The organism is Bradyrhizobium rifense, assembly GCF_008123425.1.
Taxonomy (GTDB): domain Bacteria; phylum Pseudomonadota; class Alphaproteobacteria; order Rhizobiales; family Xanthobacteraceae; genus Bradyrhizobium; species Bradyrhizobium rifense.
The window spans coordinates 16044-33095 of record NZ_VSSS01000034.1; the positions used below are offsets into that span (position 1 = coordinate 16044).

General features: G+C 64.4%; 14 protein-coding genes. 12 read left to right on the forward strand and 2 right to left on the reverse strand.

What is annotated here, in order from left to right; all coding sequences use genetic code 11:
* Positions 1-7: 7 nt before the first annotated feature.
* From FXB40_RS23210 to FXB40_RS23265, 12 genes are all read left to right on the forward strand, one after another.
* Complete coding sequence (locus FXB40_RS23210) at positions 8-676, forward strand: NAD(P)-dependent oxidoreductase (RefSeq protein ID WP_148774530.1); 669 nt, start codon at positions 8-10, stop codon at positions 674-676.
* A 373-nt stretch (positions 677-1049) separates the two neighbouring features.
* Positions 1050-2360 carry a CmpA/NrtA family ABC transporter substrate-binding protein gene (locus FXB40_RS23215; protein ID WP_148774531.1) on the forward strand — a complete coding sequence of 437 codons (1311 nt, stop codon included), beginning with the start codon at positions 1050-1052 and terminating at the stop codon, positions 2358-2360.
* Between the two features lie 57 nt (positions 2361-2417).
* Positions 2418-3314: a nitrate ABC transporter permease gene (gene ntrB, locus FXB40_RS23220; protein WP_148774532.1), complete on the forward strand. Its 897-nt coding sequence runs from the start codon at positions 2418-2420 to the stop codon at positions 3312-3314.
* Between the two features lie 13 nt (positions 3315-3327).
* The gene (locus FXB40_RS23225) at positions 3328-4122 is read left to right on the forward strand and encodes an ABC transporter ATP-binding protein (RefSeq protein WP_148774533.1); all 795 of its coding nucleotides are present in this window, start codon (positions 3328-3330) and stop codon (positions 4120-4122) included.
* 337 nt (positions 4123-4459) lie between these two features.
* Positions 4460-5851: an MFS transporter gene (locus tag FXB40_RS23230; RefSeq protein WP_148774534.1), complete on the forward strand. Its 1392-nt coding sequence runs from the start codon at positions 4460-4462 to the stop codon at positions 5849-5851.
* Positions 5852-5973: 122 nt separating this feature from the next.
* Entirely contained in the window at positions 5974-6402 is a 429-nt protein-coding gene (locus tag FXB40_RS23235; RefSeq protein WP_148774535.1) for a globin family protein, read from the forward strand.
* A 10-nt stretch (positions 6403-6412) separates the two neighbouring features.
* Positions 6413-7630, forward strand: a complete 1218-nt coding sequence (locus FXB40_RS23240; RefSeq protein WP_148774536.1) for an NAD(P)/FAD-dependent oxidoreductase — start codon at positions 6413-6415, stop codon at positions 7628-7630.
* A 16-nt stretch (positions 7631-7646) separates the two neighbouring features.
* A complete protein-coding gene (locus tag FXB40_RS23245; protein ID WP_148774537.1) occupies positions 7647-10352 on the forward strand; it encodes a nitrate reductase in 2706 nt (901 codons plus the stop codon).
* Between the two features lie 252 nt (positions 10353-10604).
* Positions 10605-11501, forward strand: a complete 897-nt coding sequence (locus FXB40_RS23250) for an SMP-30/gluconolactonase/LRE family protein (RefSeq protein ID WP_148774538.1) — start codon at positions 10605-10607, stop codon at positions 11499-11501.
* A 19-nt stretch (positions 11502-11520) separates the two neighbouring features.
* Complete coding sequence (locus FXB40_RS23255) at positions 11521-12360, forward strand: aldo/keto reductase (RefSeq protein WP_148774539.1); 840 nt, start codon at positions 11521-11523, stop codon at positions 12358-12360.
* A gap of 185 nt (positions 12361-12545) precedes the next feature.
* Entirely contained in the window at positions 12546-13487 is a 942-nt protein-coding gene (locus tag FXB40_RS23260; RefSeq protein WP_187437083.1) for a DMT family transporter, read from the forward strand.
* A 60-nt stretch (positions 13488-13547) separates the two neighbouring features.
* Positions 13548-14627, forward strand: a complete 1080-nt coding sequence (locus tag FXB40_RS23265) for a zinc-binding dehydrogenase (protein WP_148774541.1) — start codon at positions 13548-13550, stop codon at positions 14625-14627.
* Here FXB40_RS23265 and FXB40_RS23270 read toward each other — a convergent pair.
* Positions 14605-16032: a TAXI family TRAP transporter solute-binding subunit gene (locus FXB40_RS23270; RefSeq protein WP_148774542.1), complete on the reverse strand. Its 1428-nt coding sequence runs from the start codon at positions 16030-16032 to the stop codon at positions 14605-14607. The two genes, FXB40_RS23265 and FXB40_RS23270, sit on opposite strands and share 23 nt — an antisense overlap.
* 51 nt (positions 16033-16083) lie before the next feature.
* Positions 16084-17004, reverse strand: coding sequence for a polyphosphate kinase 2 (gene ppk2, locus FXB40_RS23275; RefSeq protein ID WP_148774543.1), 921 nt, complete (start codon positions 17002-17004; stop codon positions 16084-16086).
* Positions 17005-17052 lie beyond the last annotated feature (48 nt).

Here is a 17052-nt window from a genome sequence, read left to right on the forward strand (position 1 = left end):
CGCTTCCATGCAAACTTCCGAAACCAACACGATACAAACCGCCCAGCCGAAGATACTGGTCCTTGGAGCGACCGGCGGCACCGGCCGCCTGATCGTCAGCCAGGCGGTGGCGCGGGGTTACGACGTCACCGTGCTGGCGCGTTCTGCCGAGAAGGCGCGTGATCTGAAGGGGGCGAAGTTCGTCGCCGGAGACGCTCGTGACGAAACCGCGTTGCGCCAAGCGCTCCAAGGCCGGGACGCCGTCGTCAGCGCACTCGGCACCGCTGCAAGCCCGTTCCGCGAGGTGACGCTTTTGTCGACGGCGACGCGCGCGCTCGTGAACGCAATGAAGGCCGAGCATGTCTCGCGTCTGGTTTGCATCACGGGCATGGGCGCCGGTGACAGTGCCGGGCACGGCGGCTTTCTGTTCGACAAACTGTTGTTCCCGCTTCTCCTGCGCAACGTCTACGCCGACAAGGATCGGCAGGAAGCGATTGTCAGGGACAGCGGCCTCGATTGGGTTCTGGTTCGCCCCGCCGTCCTGAATGACAAGAGCAGCCGCGGCGCGATCCGGGCCATCACGGATCTCTCCGGCTTCCATGGTGGAAGCATAGCGCGAGAAGACGTCGCAAGATTTGTCCTGGACCAGCTGGGTGACGATGCCTGGCTGCACCGTTCGCCGTTGATCTCATGGTGAAAGGCCATGCGGGGACAGAATCCGTTTCTCATGGTGTGAATCGCGCCTGCCTAATTTAGGTGCGTCGCACAAAATCTAGGCGAATCGCAAATTTGACATGCGCGCCGGGGCTGCGGCAACCGGGCGCACACGATCTAACTCATTAATTTGAAAAGACTTTCTAGGTCCTTTGGCTTGGCACGAAGCTTGAATTGTTCAAGCCGACGCCATTGATGCCGTCCCGCGAGACTTCTCATCCGATTTGCTGACGCCACCAGGCGGGGGTTCCCCCGTCGCGCGTTGGCATGCGCCAAAGCCGGCGCCACGGACGGACGGGCTGCTCGCGCGCACTGACGCCAACAATTCTGCAACGATGCAAAGGACGACACCGCCTATGACCAAGCGCACCCGCCAGCTCTCGGGCCTGAGCCGCCGTCAATTGTTGAAGGCGACCGGCTCTACCGCCGCTCTTCTCGCCGCCGCCAAGCTGAATTTCCCCGCCGGCGCCTTCGCGCAGGATGCAGGCCCCGAGGTCAAGGGCGCCAAGCTCGGCTTCATCGCGCTGACCGATGCGACCCCGCTGTTCGTGGCCAAGGAGAAGGGCATCTTCGCCAAATACGGCATGCCCGATGTCGAGGTGCAGAAGCAGGCCTCCTGGGGCACCACGCGCGATAACCTCGTGCTCGGTTCGGAAGGCAACGGCATCGACGGCGCCCATATCCTGACCCCGATGCCGTATCTGATCTCTTCCGGCAAGGTGACGCAGAACAACCAGCCGACGCCGATGTACATCCTGGCGCGGTTGAACCTGAACGGTCAGTGCATCTCGGTCTCCAAGGAATATGCCGACGTCAAGGTCGGCATCGACACCGCGCCTTTCAAGGCTGCGCTGGAGAAGAAGAAGGCCGGCGGCAAGGCCGTGAAGGCGGCGATGACCTTCCCCGGCGGCACGCATGATCTCTGGATCCGCTACTGGCTCGCTGCCGGCGGCATCGATCCGGACAAGGATATCGAAACCATCGTGGTGCCGCCGCCGCAGATGGTCGCCAACATGAAGGTTGGCACCATGGACTGCTTCTGCGTCTGCGAGCCCTGGAACCTGCAGCTCATCCACCAGGAGATCGGCTACACCGCGATCACCACCGGCGAGCTCTGGGACAAGCATCCCGAAAAGTCGTTCGGCATGCGTGCGGCCTGGGTCGACAAATATCCGAAGGCGGCGAAGGCGCTGCTGATGGCGGTAATGGAAGCCCAGCAATGGGCCGAGAAGGCCGAGAACCGCGAGGAAGCCGCGGTGATCTGCGCCAAGCGCCAGTGGATCAACTGCCCGGTCGAGGACATCACCGACCGCATGAAGGGCAAATTCGACTACGGCACCGGCCGCGTCGTCGAAAACTCGCCGCAGCAGATGCGCTTCTGGAAGGACCAGGCCTCCTATCCTTTCCAGAGCCACGACCTCTGGTTCCTCACCGAGGATATCCGCTGGGGCAAATACGAGCCCGGCTTCGACACCAAGGCGCTGATCGCCAAGGTCAACCGCGAAGACCTCTGGAAGGATGCGGCCAAGACGCTCGGCGTTGCAAGCGCCGACATCCCCACCTCCACCTCGCGCGGCAAGGAGACCTTCTTCGACGGCAAGGTGTTCGATCCCGAAAATCCGGCTGCCTATCTGAAGTCGCTCGCGATCAAGCGCGTCGAAGTCTGATGGAGCCTGCGGCCGCCCCAGGGCGGCCGCATCCTTTGAAGCCGGAGAGGGATTTCGATGAACATGCCTGCCACGAAGATTGAGGTCGAGACTGCGGCGCCCGCTTCCATTGCCGCGCCGGTCGTCGCGATGACGCCGAAGCGCCCGCCGCGCGCGGAAACATACGCACGCATCGCGCGGGAGACGGCTGTGCGGGTCATTCCGCCGCTCGTCGTGATCGCGCTTCTGTTGCTGGTGTGGGAGCTGGTCTGCCGCCGCGCAGGCTCCGCGCTGCCGCCGCCGTCAAAGGTGTTCAAGGACACCAAGGAGCTGATCTTCGATCCGTTCTTCGACCATGGCGGCATCGACAAGGGCCTGTTCTGGCATCTCTCCGCCAGCCTCCAGCGCGTTGCGCTCGGCTATTCGCTCTCCGCGATCGCCGGCATCGCGCTCGGCGTGCTGGTCGGGCAATCGGTCTGGGCGATGCGCGGGCTAGATCCGCTGTTTCAGGTCTTGCGCACCATTCCGCCGCTGGCCTGGCTGCCGCTGTCGCTTGCCGCGTTCCGCGACGGCCAGCCGTCGGCGATCTTCGTCATCTTCATCACCTCGATCTGGCCGATCATCATCAACACCGCGGTCGGCATCCGCAACATCCCGCAGGACTATCGCAACGTCGCTGCCGTGGTGCAGCTCAATCCGCTGGAGTTCTTCGCCAAGATCATGATCCCGGCGGCGGCGCCCTACATCTTCACGGGACTTCGCATCGGCATCGGCCTGTCCTGGCTCGCCATCATCGCGGCGGAAATGCTGATCGGTGGCGTCGGCATTGGCTTCTTCATCTGGGACGCCTGGAATTCCTCGCATATCAGCGAGATCATTCTGGCGCTGTTCTATGTCGGCATCGTCGGCTTCGTGCTCGACCGCGTGATCGCGGGCCTCGGCAAGATCGTCACCCGCGGCACGGCGCAGGGATGAGAGGAGAGCACACATGACCGCCTATCTGAAGCTCGACCACATCGACAAGATCTTTACCCGCGGCGCTGCCACGACCGAGGTGCTGAAGGACATCAACCTGACGATCGAGAAGGGCGAATACGTCTCGATCATCGGCCATTCCGGCTGCGGCAAGTCGACCCTGCTCAACATCATCGCAGGCCTCACCACCGCCACCACCGGCGGCGTCTTGCTGGAGAACCGCGAGGTGAATTCGCCGGGGCCCGATCGCGCGGTGGTGTTCCAGAACCACAGCCTGCTGCCGTGGCTGACCGTGTACGAGAACGTCAAGCTCGGCGTCGACAAGGTCTTTGCCAAGACCAAGACGAGGGCCGAGCGCGACGCCTGGGTGATGCACAATCTCAACCTCGTGCAGATGGCCCATGCCCGGGACAAGCGCCCCTCCGAGATCTCCGGCGGCATGAAGCAGCGCGTCGGCATTGCCCGCGCGCTCGCAATGGAGCCGAAGGTGCTGCTGCTCGATGAGCCCTTCGGCGCGCTCGACGCGCTGACCCGCGCCCATCTGCAGGATTCGGTGATGGCGCTGCATCAGAAGCTCGGCAACACCATTCTGATGATCACCCACGACGTCGACGAGGCCGTGCTGCTGTCCGACCGCATCGTGATGATGACGAACGGGCCCTCCGCGCGCATCGGCGAGGTGCTGGAGGTGCCGCTCGCACGCCCGCGCAAGCGGCTCGAGCTCGCGACCAATGCGACGTATCTGAAGTGCCGGCAGCGCGTGCTCGAATTCCTCTACGAGCGTCATCGCTTCGTCGAGGCCGCGTAACGCATCGTTAACGCGTGAAAACGTTGCGCCTAATTTTGAATCATCAAGCTCAATCCTTGTGCGTCGCACAGGGATTGAGCGAATCGCAAAATTTGCGTGCGAAATCAGCCTGCAAATATTTCGGTCAATTCGAATAAGCTGCTGAATTCCCTGTATTTCCCGATCGCGCGCAGTTGGCACGGAAGTTGAATTACCTTGTTCGACGCCAACGACGACGTCCCTCAACATCATCAATCAGCATCGTGAACTCGCCACCGGGGCCTGGCCTCGGAGCGCGCCTCCGTGGCCGGAGGCAGAGCCTGCAACGACGCAGCGGTGAGCCTAGAAGGGATATGCAATGACCAAGAGTCCGTCTCTAAGTCAGACTTGGATTTCTGACTGGCGCCCCGAAGACGAGGCGTTCTGGAATGCGGGTGGCAAAGCCGTCGCCCGGCGTAATCTGATCTGGTCGATCGTCGCCGAGCATATCGGCTTCTCGGTCTGGCTGATCTGGAGCATCGTCACCACCAAGCTGCCGCAGGCTGGATTCCACTACTCCACCGACGAGCTGTTTCAGCTCATCGCGGTGCCGGGGTTGATCGGTGCATTGATGCGTTTTCCCTACACGTTCGCGGTTACGACCTTCGGCGGCCGCAACTGGACCATTTTCAGCGCAGCCGTGCTGTTCATCCCGACGCTGTCGCTCGCCTATTTCGTGAGCCAGCCCGATACGCCGTTCTGGCTGATGCTGCTGGTGGCCTCCACCGCCGGCCTCGGCGGCGGCAATTTCGCCTCCAGCATGACCAACATCTCCTTCTTCTTCCCTGACCGGATGAAGGGATGGGCGCTCGGCCTCAACGCCGCCGGCGGCAATATCGGCGTCTCCAGCGTGCAGCTGCTGACGCCGATCCTGATGACGCTCGCAGTCATCAATCTGTTCCAGGCCACGCCCGTCGACGGTGTCTTCCTCCAGAACGCCGGCCTGATGTGGGTGCTGCCGATCGCGATCGCGGTGTTCGGCGCGGTGTTCTTCATGAACAACCTCACCACGGCCAAGTCGTCGATCAAGAACCAGCTCGCGGTGGTCAAGCGCAAGCACACCTGGATCATGGCCTATCTCTATATCGGCACGTTCGGATCCTTCATCGGCTACTCCGCTGCGTTTCCGCTGCTGATCAAGACTCAGTTTCCGACGGTGACGATCGGAATCGCGTTCCTCGGGCCTCTGGTCGGCTCGTTGTCGCGACCGCTCGGCGGCCTGCTCGCCGACAAGATCGGCGGCTCGGTCCTCACCTTCTGGAATTTCATGGCGATGGCTGCTGCGACGATCGGCGTGCTCTATTTCGTCGGGCACAAGGACTTCACCGGCTTCCTGTCGATGTTCCTGATCCTGTTCGTCACGACAGGCATCGGCAATGGCTCGACCTATCGCATGATCCCCTCGATCTTCCGTGAGCAGAACCTGTTCAAGGTGCGTGGCAAGGGCGACTCGGAGCGCGCAGTCGCGTTGAAGACCGCAAGCATCGAGAGCGGCGCAGCGGTCGGCTTCATCGGCGCGGTCGGGGCGGTCGGCGGCTATCTGATCCCGAGCGGCTTCGGCAAGTCGATCGCGATGACGGGCGGCCCGCAGCTCGCGCTCGCGATCTATCTCGGCTTCTACGCCTCCTGCCTCGCTCTGACCTGGTGGTTCTACCTGCGTCGCAGTCCGCAGGCTGAAGGCGCGCCAAGCCTTGCTGAGGCGCGGGTGTGACACTTGGTACGAAACTCGCTTCTCCCCGTACGCGGGGAGAGGTCTCGCTGATGACGTTTGACCCATGAACCTTGTTCGCAACGGCGCGGACCAAGGCAAACCGAAACAGGCAGGAGAACATCATGACGCCCGAACAGATCACCCTTGTCCAGCAGAGCTTTTCCAAGGTCGCGCCGATTTCAGAAGCAGCCGCCGTGCTGTTCTACGATCGCCTGTTCGAGGTGGCGCCGTCCGTGCGCGCGATGTTTCCCGAGGACATGACCGAGCAGCGCAAGAAGCTGATGGGCATGCTCGCGGCTGTCGTCAGCGGCCTGTCGAATCTCGAAACAATTCTTCCCGCGGCCTCGGCGCTCGCCAAGCGCCACGTCGCCTACGGCGCCAAGGCCGAGCACTATCCGGTGGTCGGTGCGACCTTGCTGTGGACCCTGGAGAAGGGGCTTGGCGAGGCCTGGACGCCCGAACTCGCAACCGCCTGGACCGACGCCTATGGCGTGCTGTCCGGCTACATGATTTCCGAGGCCTACGGCGCACAGTCGCAGGCCGCCGAATAGGAGATGCCTTGTGAGTGAGCCACTGGTCATCGTCGGTAACGGTATGGCGGCTGCGCGTCTGGTCGATGAACTCGCCAAGACTGCGCTCGGCCGCTACGCGGTTGCCGTCATCGGCGATGAGCCGCGGCTCGCTTACAACCGCGTGCTGCTCTCCTCCGTGCTGGCCGGCGAGACCGGCTCGCACGAGATCGAGCTCCGCCCGGCGGACTGGTGGCGTCATCGCGGCGTCACCGTGCGCTACGGCTATCGCGTCACCGAAATCGACACCGGCCGCCGCGAGCTCAAGATCGCCGGTGAAGAGAGCATGGAGTATTCCAAGCTCGTGCTCGCCACGGGATCGACGCCGCTGCGGCTCAACGTGCCCGGCGCCGATCTTGCTGGCGTGCACACGTTTCGCGATACGCGGGACGTCGATCTGCTGCTGACGCTGGCGGCCGGCAAGAAACGCGTCGTCGTGGTCGGTGGTGGTTTGCTCGGGTTAGAGGCGGCCTACGGTCTTGCAAAGGCCGGTGCGCCAGTGACGCTGCTGCATCTGATGGACCGGCTGATGGAGCGCCAGCTCGATGCGCCGGCCGCTGACCTGCTCAAGACGCTGGTCGAGCGCAAGGGCATCCGCATCCTGCTCAACGCCAGCACCAAGTGCATCCACGGCGATGGCCGCGTCGAGGCCGTCGAGCTCGCCGACGGAAGCCGCATCGAAGCCGACGCCGTGATCTTCGCCGCCGGCATCAGGCCCAACATCGCGCTGGCCAGGGAGGCCGGCATCGCGGTCAATCGCGGCGTGGTCGTCAACGATGTGATGCAGACGGCGTCGTCCGACATCTACGCGCTCGGCGAATGCGCCGAGCATCGCGGCACCTGCTATGGCCTGGTCGAACCCGCCTATGAGCAGGCGTGCGTGCTGGCGCGGCATCTCGGCGGCAAGCCTGCGTCCTACCCGGGCAGCGTGGTCTCGACCAATCTGAAAGTGTCCGGCGTCAGCGTGTTCTCCGCCGGCGACTTCATGGGCGGGGAGGGCAGCGAGAGTCTCGTGCTCACCGACCTGAGGCGGGGTACCTACAAAAAGCTCGTGATCGCCGACGGCCGGCTCACTGGCGCCGTGCTGATCGGTGATACCATCGATGCGCTCTGGTATCTCGAGTTGATCCGCACCCGCGAGAAGATCGCCGGGATCCGCGCCGACATGATGTTCGGCCGCGCGCTCGCGCGTCCGTCCAAAGCGGCTTGATGGAGGCGGCTTGACGATGACCGCGATCGACCCAAACCTCCGCGCCACCAAGACGACCTGTCCCTATTGCGGCGTCGGCTGCGGCGTGCTCGCAACGCCCGACGGCGCGGGTGGTGCTGCGATCGCGGGTGATCCCGATCATCCCGCCAATTTCGGCCGGCTGTGCTCGAAGGGCTCTGCGCTCGGCGAGACCGTTGGGCTCGAGAGCCGGCTGCTGTATCCGATGATCCGCTGCAAGGGCGTGCTCGAACGCGTCGCCTGGAGCGATGCGCTCGATCACGTCGCTCACCGCATGAAGCACATCATTGCGCGCGATGGTGCCGATGCGGTCGCGTTCTATCTGTCCGGCCAGTTGCTGACCGAGGACTATTACGTCGCCAACAAGCTGATGAAGGGCTTCGTCGGCACGGCCAATGTCGACACCAATTCGCGGCTCTGCATGTCGTCCTCGGTCGCTGGCCACCGCCGCGCCTTCGGCGCCGACACCGTGCCCGGCTGCTACGAGGATCTCGACCAGGCCGACCTGCTGGTCTTTGTCGGCTCGAACGCGGCCTGGTGCCACCCGGTGCTGTTCCAGCGCATGGTGAAGAACCGGCAGGAGCGCGGCGCGCGGATGATCGTGATTGATCCGCGCCGCACTGATACCGCGAGCGACGTTGATCTGTTCCTGGGCCTCAAGCCCGGCACCGATACCGCGCTGTTCTCCGGCCTGTTCGTCCATCTCGCCGACAGCGGTGCACTGGACCAGAAGTATATCGCTCAGAACACGTCGGGCTTTGATGATGCGCTGGCGCGCGCGCGCAGCATCGCCGGCAGCGTCACCGCGACCGCGCTGGCGACTGGACTGTCCGAGCAGGACGTCGCCGCCTTCTTCAAGATGTTCCGCGACACCGAGCGTGTCGTCACGCTCTATTCGCAGGGCGTGAACCAGTCGGCGCAGGGCACCGACAAGGTCAACGCGATCCTGAACTGCCATCTCGCCACGGGCCGCATCGGCAAGCTCGGTGCCTCACCGTTCTCGCTCACCGGCCAGCCCAACGCGATGGGCGGCCGCGAGGTCGGCGGGCTCGCCAACCAGCTCGCCGCCCATATGAACTTCACGCCGCCCGACATCGACCGCGTCAGGCGGTTCTGGAAGGCGCCGCGCATCGCGACCCATGAGGGTTTGAAGGCGGTGCAGCTGTTCGAAGCGATCAACCGCGGCGAGGTCAAGGCGCTCTGGGTGATGGGCACCAATCCGGCGGTCTCGCTGCCCGATGCGGATTTCGTGCGCGAGGCGCTGAAGAAGCTCGAGCTGTTCGTCGTGTCCGAGAATGTGCTCTCCAACGACACGGTCGAGGCGGGGCCGCATGTGCTGCTGCCGGCGCTGGCCTGGGGCGAGAAGTCGGGCACGGTGACCAATTCCGAGCGCCGCATCTCGCGTCAGCGTTCGTTCCTCCCCGCACCCGGCGAGGCGCGTCCCGATTGGTGGATCCTCAGCGAGACCGCAAAACGCCTCGGCTTCGGCGACAGTTTTAATTACAGATCCGCGGCCGATATCTTCCGCGAACACGCCGCACTCTCGGCGTTCGAGAACAATGGCAGCCGCGATTTCGACATTGGCGCGCTGACGTCGCTGTCCGACGAAGACTTTGACGCCTTGAAGCCCGTGCAATGGCCGGCGCGCGAGGGCGAGGCGCCGGGCGAGCGCTTCTTCGCAGCTGGCGGCTTCTTCACCAATGACGGCAAGGGCCGCTTCGTCGCGCCGGAGGTGCCGGCGCTGCGCAGCGAGACCGGGCCGTCGCGCCCCCTGCGGCTCAACACCGGCCGCATCCGCGACCAGTGGCACACCATGACGCGCACGGGGCTGAGCAAGCGGCTCGGCGCGCATCTGCCCGAGCCATTCGTCGAGATCCATCCCGCCGACGCCAACAAATACAGCATCGCCCATGACGGCTTCGCCCGCATCACCACCGATTACGGTCAGTGCATCCTGAAGGTCGTCGTCAGCGACCGGCAGCAGCGCGGCATGCTGTTCGCGCCGATCCACTGGAGCGCGATGAACGGCTCGCATGGCCGGGTCGGCGCGCTGGCCGCGCCGTTCACCGATCCGTTCTCCGGACAGCCGGAGTCGAAGGCGACGCCGGCCGCGATCGCGCCGTATGAATACGTCTTCCGCGGCTTTGCGCTGTCGCGAAAGCAGCTCGACCTCCCGCCGAACCTGCTGTGGACCCGCGTCACGGTCTCAGGCGGCTTCGGCTATCTCTTCGCCGACAATGCGGATCTGTCGCGCTGGCCGGCCTGGCTCGATGGCCTTGCCGGCGAAGACGTCGCCGACTATCGCGATTTCGGCGGCGGCGTTTATCGTGCGGCCTCGTTCGCGGGCGATCGCATCGAGACCTGCCTGTTCGTCGGCCCCGCGCACGATGCCGGCGACTGGGAGGTGGTGAAGAGCGTGTTCGCGGCCGATCGCGTCACCGACGATCAGCGCCGCATGCTGCTATCGGGCAAGTCCAGCGAAGGCGCCGCCTCGACCGGCCCGATCGTCTGCGCCTGCTTCGGCGTCGGCCGCGGCACCATCTGCGACACCATCGCAAGCGGTGCCTGCACCGCCGCCGAGATCGGCGTCAAGCTCAAGGCCGGCACCAATTGCGGATCCTGCATCCCCGAACTGAAGCGCTTGATCGCGACGACCGAGGTGACACCGGCGAAGCAGGCGAAGCTCGCGGGCGCGGCGAGCTAAGCGAGCGAGGTCTCGTGCCCCGGACGCTGCGCGGCACGCAGTGATGCGGCTGCAGAGCCGGGGCCCATCTAACAGCGGAGTGTCTGGCCTTCCTGGGTCCCCGCTCTGCGCAGCAACGCTGATGCGTTGCAGCGCGTCCGGGACACGAGAGTGGTATGGGCTGATACGCAGCCATGCCGCTGCCCCAATCGACGCGCCCGCGATTGTGCCCTATGTTGCCGCGCTCCCGCCTCAACAATCATAAAAGCCAAAATGTACCTGGAAACGCCGCCGCGCCTGATCGAAACCAAGATCTTTTCCGCCATGCCCGACAATTTTCGCCGCAAGGGCGTGCGGACGGATTGGGCTGACGCCAATCGGCCGGGCGTGCTGACCGATAGCTTCATCGAAGGCCCGTCGTTCGACAGGGACGGCAATCTCTACGTCGTCGACATTCCCTTCGGTCGCATCTTCCGCATCGCACCGGATGGGACGTGGTCGCTCGTCGTCGAATACGAGGGCTGGCCGAACGGGCTGAAGATCGCGGCTGACGGCCGCATCCTGGTGGCCGATTACATGCACGGCATCATGGAGCTCGACGCCAAGGCCGGTCGCATCAAGCCCGTCCTGACCGCGCGCAATTCAGAATCGTTCCGCGGCTGCAACGATCTGCATCTCGCCTCGAATGGCGACATCTATTTCACCGACCAGGGTCAGACCGGCCTGCACGACGCAAGCGGCCGCGTCTACAAGCTGGCGCCGAACGGCCGGCTCGATTGTTTGATCGACACCGGCATCAGCCCGAACGGACTGGTGCTTGACCCGACCGAGACCGTGTTGTTCGTCGCGATGACGCGCGACAATGCGGTGTGGCGGCTCCCATTCATGAAAGATGGCAGCGTGTCGAAGGTCGGCCGCTTCTGCTCGCTGTTCGGCACATCAGGCCCCGACGGCATGAGCATGGATGCGAGCGGCCGCCTGTTCGTCGGCCACGCCTCGCTCGGCCATGTCTTCGTGTTCGCACCGAATGGTGAACTGATCGCGCGGATCAAGTCCTGCGCGGGGCCGAATTGCACCAATGTCGCCATCGGTGGCGCGAGCAAAGATCGGCTCTATATCACGGAGTCAGCGACCGGCAGTGTGCTGGTCGCGGACATCGGTGGTCTCTAGAGCATTTGAAGGAACAAACATGAACACAAAACCCTTCGGCCAGACCGGCGCCAATGTTTCCGTGGTCGGACAGGGCACCTGGTATCTCGACCATGGCGATCGCAAGCGCGCGGTCGCGGCGCTGCAGCGCGGGCTCGATCTTGGTATGACCCATATCGATACCGCCGAGATGTATGGCGATGCCGAGCTCGTCATTGCCGATGCGATCGCCGGCCGTCGCGAAGAGGTGTTCCTGGTCTCAAAGGTGCTGCCGAGCAACGCCTCGCGTCGCGGCACCATCACCGCCTGCGAGCGCTCGCTGAAGCGGCTGAAGACGGATCGTCTCGATTGCTATCTGCTGCACTGGCGCGGGTCGTATGACCTTGCAGACACCGTCGCTGCATTCGAAGATCTGGTGAAGGCCGGCAAGATCAAATCCTGGGGCGTCTCCAATTTCGACGCTGACGATCTCGACGAGATTCTCGATGTCTCCGGCAAAGGCCGCATCGCCTGCAATCAGGTGCTCTATCATCTGAAGGAACGTGCGATCGAGCACGCCGTCATCCCCTGGTGTGAGAAGCACGGCGTCGCCGTCGTCGCCTATTCACCGTTCGGTCACGATGATTTTCCCGATGAGCGCAGCAAGGGCGGTGCGGTGCTGGCGCGCATCGCGGAGGCGCGTCGCGCGACGCCGCGTCAGATCGCGCTGAGCTTCCTCACCCGTGCGACTACGGTGTTCGCTATCCCGAAGGCGTCGTCCGCGGAACATGCCGGCGAAAATGCGGCTGCCGGCGATCTCGTGCTGACGAAAGAGGAGATTTCGGCGCTGGATGCGGCGTTTCCGCGCGGTCCGAAACCGCGTGGCCTGCCCATGCTGTAGTGCACAAAAGCCTATTATTAATGGAGTATTGACGCGCGCGGACGTGAGCGCATATCGGCATCCTGTTTTCGGAAGTTGTGAAAGGGACGCATTTGTCGTTTTTTACGGCCGTCCCCGATTCGTATTTCCCAGGTTCAGCCGTGACACCGCCGCCCGCCGCAGCCGCAAGGCTCGACAGTATTTCCATGCCCATGCCGGAGAAGAAGCAGCAGACGCGCCGCGCGCCTGCGCGCGTCGATCATCCCTTCAAGGGCATCGCGCTGGTGCTGCTGTCGACGGTGTTTCTCGGCTGCTCCGACGTCACCGCGAAATACCTCTCGACCAGTCTGCCGTCGATCGAGATCACCTGGATCCGTTTCGTCACCTTCGCGCTGATGTTCACGCCGGTGATGCTGCCGGGCTCGCCGCTGCATGCGATGCGCACCGAACGTCTCGGGCTGCAATTGATGCGTGGTGTCGCACTGCTCGGCTCCTCGCTGTTCTTCATCACCGGCCTGCGCTTTCTCCCCATCGCGGAAGCCTCCGCCACCGGCTTCGTCTCGCCGCTGTTCGTCACCGCGCTCTCGATCATCTTTCTCAGCGAGCAGGTCGGCATGCGCCGCTGGATCGCGACGGCGATCGGGCTGATGGGCGTGATGATCATTCTGCGGCCGGGCTCGAGCGCGTTCCATGTTGCCGCCTTCTTCCCGATCGTCTCGGCGTTCTGCTGGGCCGCCGCGCTGATCATGACGCGCCTGATGAGCGGGCGCGAAGCCGTGGTCACCACGATGGCGTACTCGGCGCTCACTGGCGTTGCGATCCTCAGCGTGATGGTGCCGTTCGTCTGGGTGACGCCGACCTGGACAGGCATCGGGCTCGGCATCCTGATCGGTCTTGCCTCCACGATCGGCCAGTGGATCGTCGTGCTCGCCTATCGCTACGGCGATGCCTCGGTGCTGGCGCCGTTCTCCTACACGCAGTTGCTGTGGGTCAGCATTCTGGGCTTCTTCCTGTTCGGCGAGTTGCCGGATGTCTGGACCGTCACGGGTGCGGCCTTCATCGTCGCCAGCGGCCTCTACATCGCCCATCGCGAGCGCATCCGCCGCGCCCAGCTGCTGGTGTTGGAAGAGCGTTCTCCGAACCCCTGACGCAAGTCCAGGCGTCCCTGTTCATGCTATCAACGGCTCCAACGATATGGGAGGAGCCGAATGCGCGCTGCGATTTTCAGGAACGGTGAGATTGTCGTCGACCGGATGGCCGAGCCGAAGCCGGGTCCCGGCCAGGTGCTGGTCAAGACGCTCGCCTGCGGCATCTGCGGCTCCGACCTGCACGCGCGCCAGCACGCGCCACGAATGGTGGAGATGGCGAAGAAGACCGGGCGACCACCGATGGATCTGTCGCGCGACGTCGTCTTCGGCCACGAGTTCTGTTGCGAGATCGTCGACTATGGCTCCGGCACGACGCGCAAGCTCAAGCCGGGCACGCATGTGTGCTCGCTGCCCGCACTGCTGACGCCGGAAGGCATCAAGGGCATCGGCTATTCCAACGACTTTGTCGGCGGTTATGCGGAGCAGATGCTGCTCAGCGAGCCGCTGCTGCTGGAGGTGCCGAACGGCCTTGCGCCGGAACATGCCGCGCTGACCGAGCCGCTCGCGGTCGGTGTCCACGCGGTTGAAAAAGCCAACATCCGCGGCGGCGAGGTGCCGCTCGTGATCGGCTGCGGTCCGGTCGGCCTCGCGGTGATCGCCGCGCTCAGGATCAGGGGCCTCCATCCGATCGTCGCCGCCGACTACTCGCCGGCGCGGCGTGCGCTCGCAGCTCAGCTTGGCGCCGATATCGTCGTCGATCCCAAGGTGTCGCAGCCCTATGCGACCTGGGCCGAGCACGCGCAGATGTCGGAGGCGGAGAAGGCGGCGCGACCGCCGCTCAAGGCCATGCTGCCGGCACTGAAGCCCGCGGTCATCTTCGAGTGCGTCGGCGTGCCCGGCCTGCTGCAGCAGGTGTTCGAAGGCGCACCGCGCGATGCCAAGATCGTCGTGGTCGGCGTCTGCATGGAGAGCGACAAAAGCGAACCCATGCTGGGCATCATGAAGGAGCTCAACGTCCAGTACGTGCTGGGCTACACGCCGGAGGAGTTTTTGGCGTCGCTGCGCCTGATCGCCGAAGGGCAGGTGGATGCGGCGGCGATGGTGACGGCGGAAGTGGGCATCGACGGTGTCGCCAAGGCATTTGCCGATCTCGCCAATCCCGAGGCGCACACCAAGATCATCGTGCAGCCGTGGAAATAGGGAACGGCTGAAGCACGGCGCCATCGGACTTTTGTGTGACATCGGCGTGGCTCATCTGGGCGATCACGGCCCGGCGGTCGACGATGGCCTGATGGAATTGCGCCAGCACAAGGCCGAAGGCGGCGAGGTCGCCGTCCTCGATGGCCCCGTCTTCGTGACAGACCAGTGTCTCACGCAGGATGTCGTCGGCCGCGCTTTGCATCGCCGCGAGATCGTCCACTGACGTCGTTTCGCGCACATTCGTGATCGCAGTCAGCAGCCGGTCGCGATGCAGCGCGTTCTCGCTGCGCTCCTCGCGCCGCAGATAATGCCGCAGCCATGCGGCAACCGAGCCGAGGCCGGAGAGCAGCAGCACCACGCCCCAGATGTAGTCGCTGTACTTGTCCATGAAGCTGCGTTCGTTGCCGTCGATATAGGCGGCGGCTCCCGCATGTGCCGGCAGCGCGGCATCCTTGTCGGTGTCGGGCTTCTGGATATGGCTCGCCCCGGGCAGCTCCTTGACCAGCGACGGCTTGATCGTAAACAGCTCGCGGGTGAAGGCAGCCACCGCGTCTTCAGACAGCGCGCTTGGGGCCACGATGAGATGATTGACGGCGATGGTCTCGATCTTGTCGTCGGGCCGCTGCGGTGTCGCCGCAAATGCGCCGGCCGGGATTTCCTCGGACTCATAGAGCGGGTGCCGCTCGGCAATGGCCTCGGAGACGTCGACCGGGAGGAACTTCGGATCGCCGCGCAGGCGCGTGGTGGCGGCAATCGTCTCGGCGATGACCTTGTCGTCGAGCGCGCCCACCATCATGAAGGCATCGAGCGTGGTGTCCTGGGTCATCTCGGAGATGCGGTCGGTGCCGAACTGGGTGGTCGTCACCTTCTGCGGATTGACGCCGGACTCGGCCAGGATGACGCGCAGCAGATTGGGATTGGCATCGCCGAGTCCGACGATGCCGATGCGGCGGCCGCCGAGCGAAGCGATGTCCGTGACCTTCGACTTAGCCGCGCCCTTGCGCCCCGTCGGCGCCCACAGCACCACAAAGTTCCGGCGCAGGATCGCGACCGAATTGGCGTCGGCTGGCATAGCGAGATCGCCGCGCGCGACCGCGAGGTCGGCCTTGCCGCCGCCGAGCAGATTGAGGCTTTGCAGCGTGCCGTCTGTCTCGATCGGCGTCAGCCGCACGGTGCCGCTTTTCGCCTCGATCGCCTTGGCGATGGCCAACACCAGCGCCTGGTCGTCGCTACCGGCAGGTCCAACGGCGATGCGCAGCGTCGCCGGCTGCCAGAGCCAATAGGCAAGCGCGAGCGCGACCGTCAGAAGCGACAGGAGGCTCGCCACCGCGAGCCACGGGCCGAGGCGATTGCGGCGGCGGGACGGGGCGCCCCTCGTTACGCTCAGATCGCTCGGCACGGGCATCGCGCTTTCCTCATCGGCAAGCTGGCCCGCCGGTCAACGCGGCGGGTGCCGTCAGTATTTCGAAGGCACGTACATCTCCGGCGGGATCGGACCGCGGTGATAGTCGGGATTGCGCACGCGTGGCGGCAGCACCACGGGCGTGTGGCCGACCTCCTGGTAGGGGATCTGGGTCAGGAGATGCGCGATGCAGTTGAGTCGCGCGCGCTTCTTGTCGACGGCGTCGACGATCCACCATGGCGAGTCCGGCAGGTGCGTGTGCTCCAGCATCGTCTCCTTTGCCTTGGTGTAGGCTTCCCAGCGGCTGCGGGCCTCGACGTCCATCGGGCTCAGCTTCCACTGCTTGAGCGGAACCTTGATGCGCATGGTGAAGCGGAACTGCTGCTCGTCGTCGGTGATGGAGAACCAGTACTTGACGAGGATGATGCCGGAGCGGATCAGCATCCGCTCGAACTCGGGAACCGTCTTGAAGAACTCCTGATACTGCTCGTCGGTGCAGAAGCCCATCACGCGCTCGACGCCGGCCCGATTGTACCAGCTGCGGTCGAACAGCACCATCTCGCCGCCCGCGGGCAGATGCGAGACGTAGCGCTGGAAATACCATTGGGTGCGCTCGCGCTCGCTCGGCGCCGGAAGCGCTGCGACGCGGCAGATGCGGGGATTGAGGCGTTGGGTGATGCGCTTGATGACGCCGCCCTTGCCGGCGGAGTCGCGGCCTTCGAACAGCACGACGACCTTCTTCTTCTCGCCCTGCACCCAGTCCTGCAGCTTGACCAGCTCGCTCTGGAGCCGGAGCAGCTCCCGGAAATAGAGCCTTCGGTCAACCGTCGGGTGGATCGCGTCGGTCTCGTCCAGCAGTTCGTCGAAGCGGCTGTCGTCGAGCTCAAGCTCCAGCTCTTCGTCGAGATCGTCGGTCATTTCCCGGATGATGCGCTCGCGTTTGGCCATTTCAGGGGTGCGGTCGGATGCGGTCATGGATCCTTCTCTCGGCTCAGATGCCTGTCGCCCACGACCATTGACGGG

What these genes read in the sequence shown, in the direction of transcription:
- FXB40_RS23210 (WP_148774530.1), top strand. Translation starts at nt 8, where the DNA reads ATGCAAACTTCCGAAACCAACACGATACAAACCGCCCAGCCGAAGATA.
- FXB40_RS23215 (WP_148774531.1), top strand. Translation starts at nt 1,050, where the DNA reads ATGACCAAGCGCACCCGCCAGCTCTCGGGCCTGAGCCGCCGTCAATTG.
- ntrB (WP_148774532.1), top strand. Translation starts at nt 2,418, where the DNA reads ATGAACATGCCTGCCACGAAGATTGAGGTCGAGACTGCGGCGCCCGCT.
- FXB40_RS23225 (WP_148774533.1), top strand. Translation starts at nt 3,328, where the DNA reads ATGACCGCCTATCTGAAGCTCGACCACATCGACAAGATCTTTACCCGC.
- FXB40_RS23230 (WP_148774534.1), top strand. Translation starts at nt 4,460, where the DNA reads ATGACCAAGAGTCCGTCTCTAAGTCAGACTTGGATTTCTGACTGGCGC.
- FXB40_RS23235 (WP_148774535.1), top strand. Translation starts at nt 5,974, where the DNA reads ATGACGCCCGAACAGATCACCCTTGTCCAGCAGAGCTTTTCCAAGGTC.
- FXB40_RS23245 (WP_148774537.1), top strand. Translation starts at nt 7,647, where the DNA reads ATGACCGCGATCGACCCAAACCTCCGCGCCACCAAGACGACCTGTCCC.
- FXB40_RS23250 (WP_148774538.1), top strand. Translation starts at nt 10,605, where the DNA reads ATGTACCTGGAAACGCCGCCGCGCCTGATCGAAACCAAGATCTTTTCC.
- FXB40_RS23255 (WP_148774539.1), top strand. Translation starts at nt 11,521, where the DNA reads ATGAACACAAAACCCTTCGGCCAGACCGGCGCCAATGTTTCCGTGGTC.
- FXB40_RS23260 (WP_187437083.1), top strand. Translation starts at nt 12,546, where the DNA reads ATGCCCATGCCGGAGAAGAAGCAGCAGACGCGCCGCGCGCCTGCGCGC.
- FXB40_RS23265 (WP_148774541.1), top strand. Translation starts at nt 13,548, where the DNA reads ATGCGCGCTGCGATTTTCAGGAACGGTGAGATTGTCGTCGACCGGATG.
- FXB40_RS23270 (WP_148774542.1), bottom strand. Translation starts at nt 16,032, where the DNA reads ATGCCCGTGCCGAGCGATCTGAGCGTAACGAGGGGCGCCCCGTCCCGC.
- ppk2 (WP_148774543.1), bottom strand. Translation starts at nt 17,004, where the DNA reads ATGACCGCATCCGACCGCACCCCTGAAATGGCCAAACGCGAGCGCATC.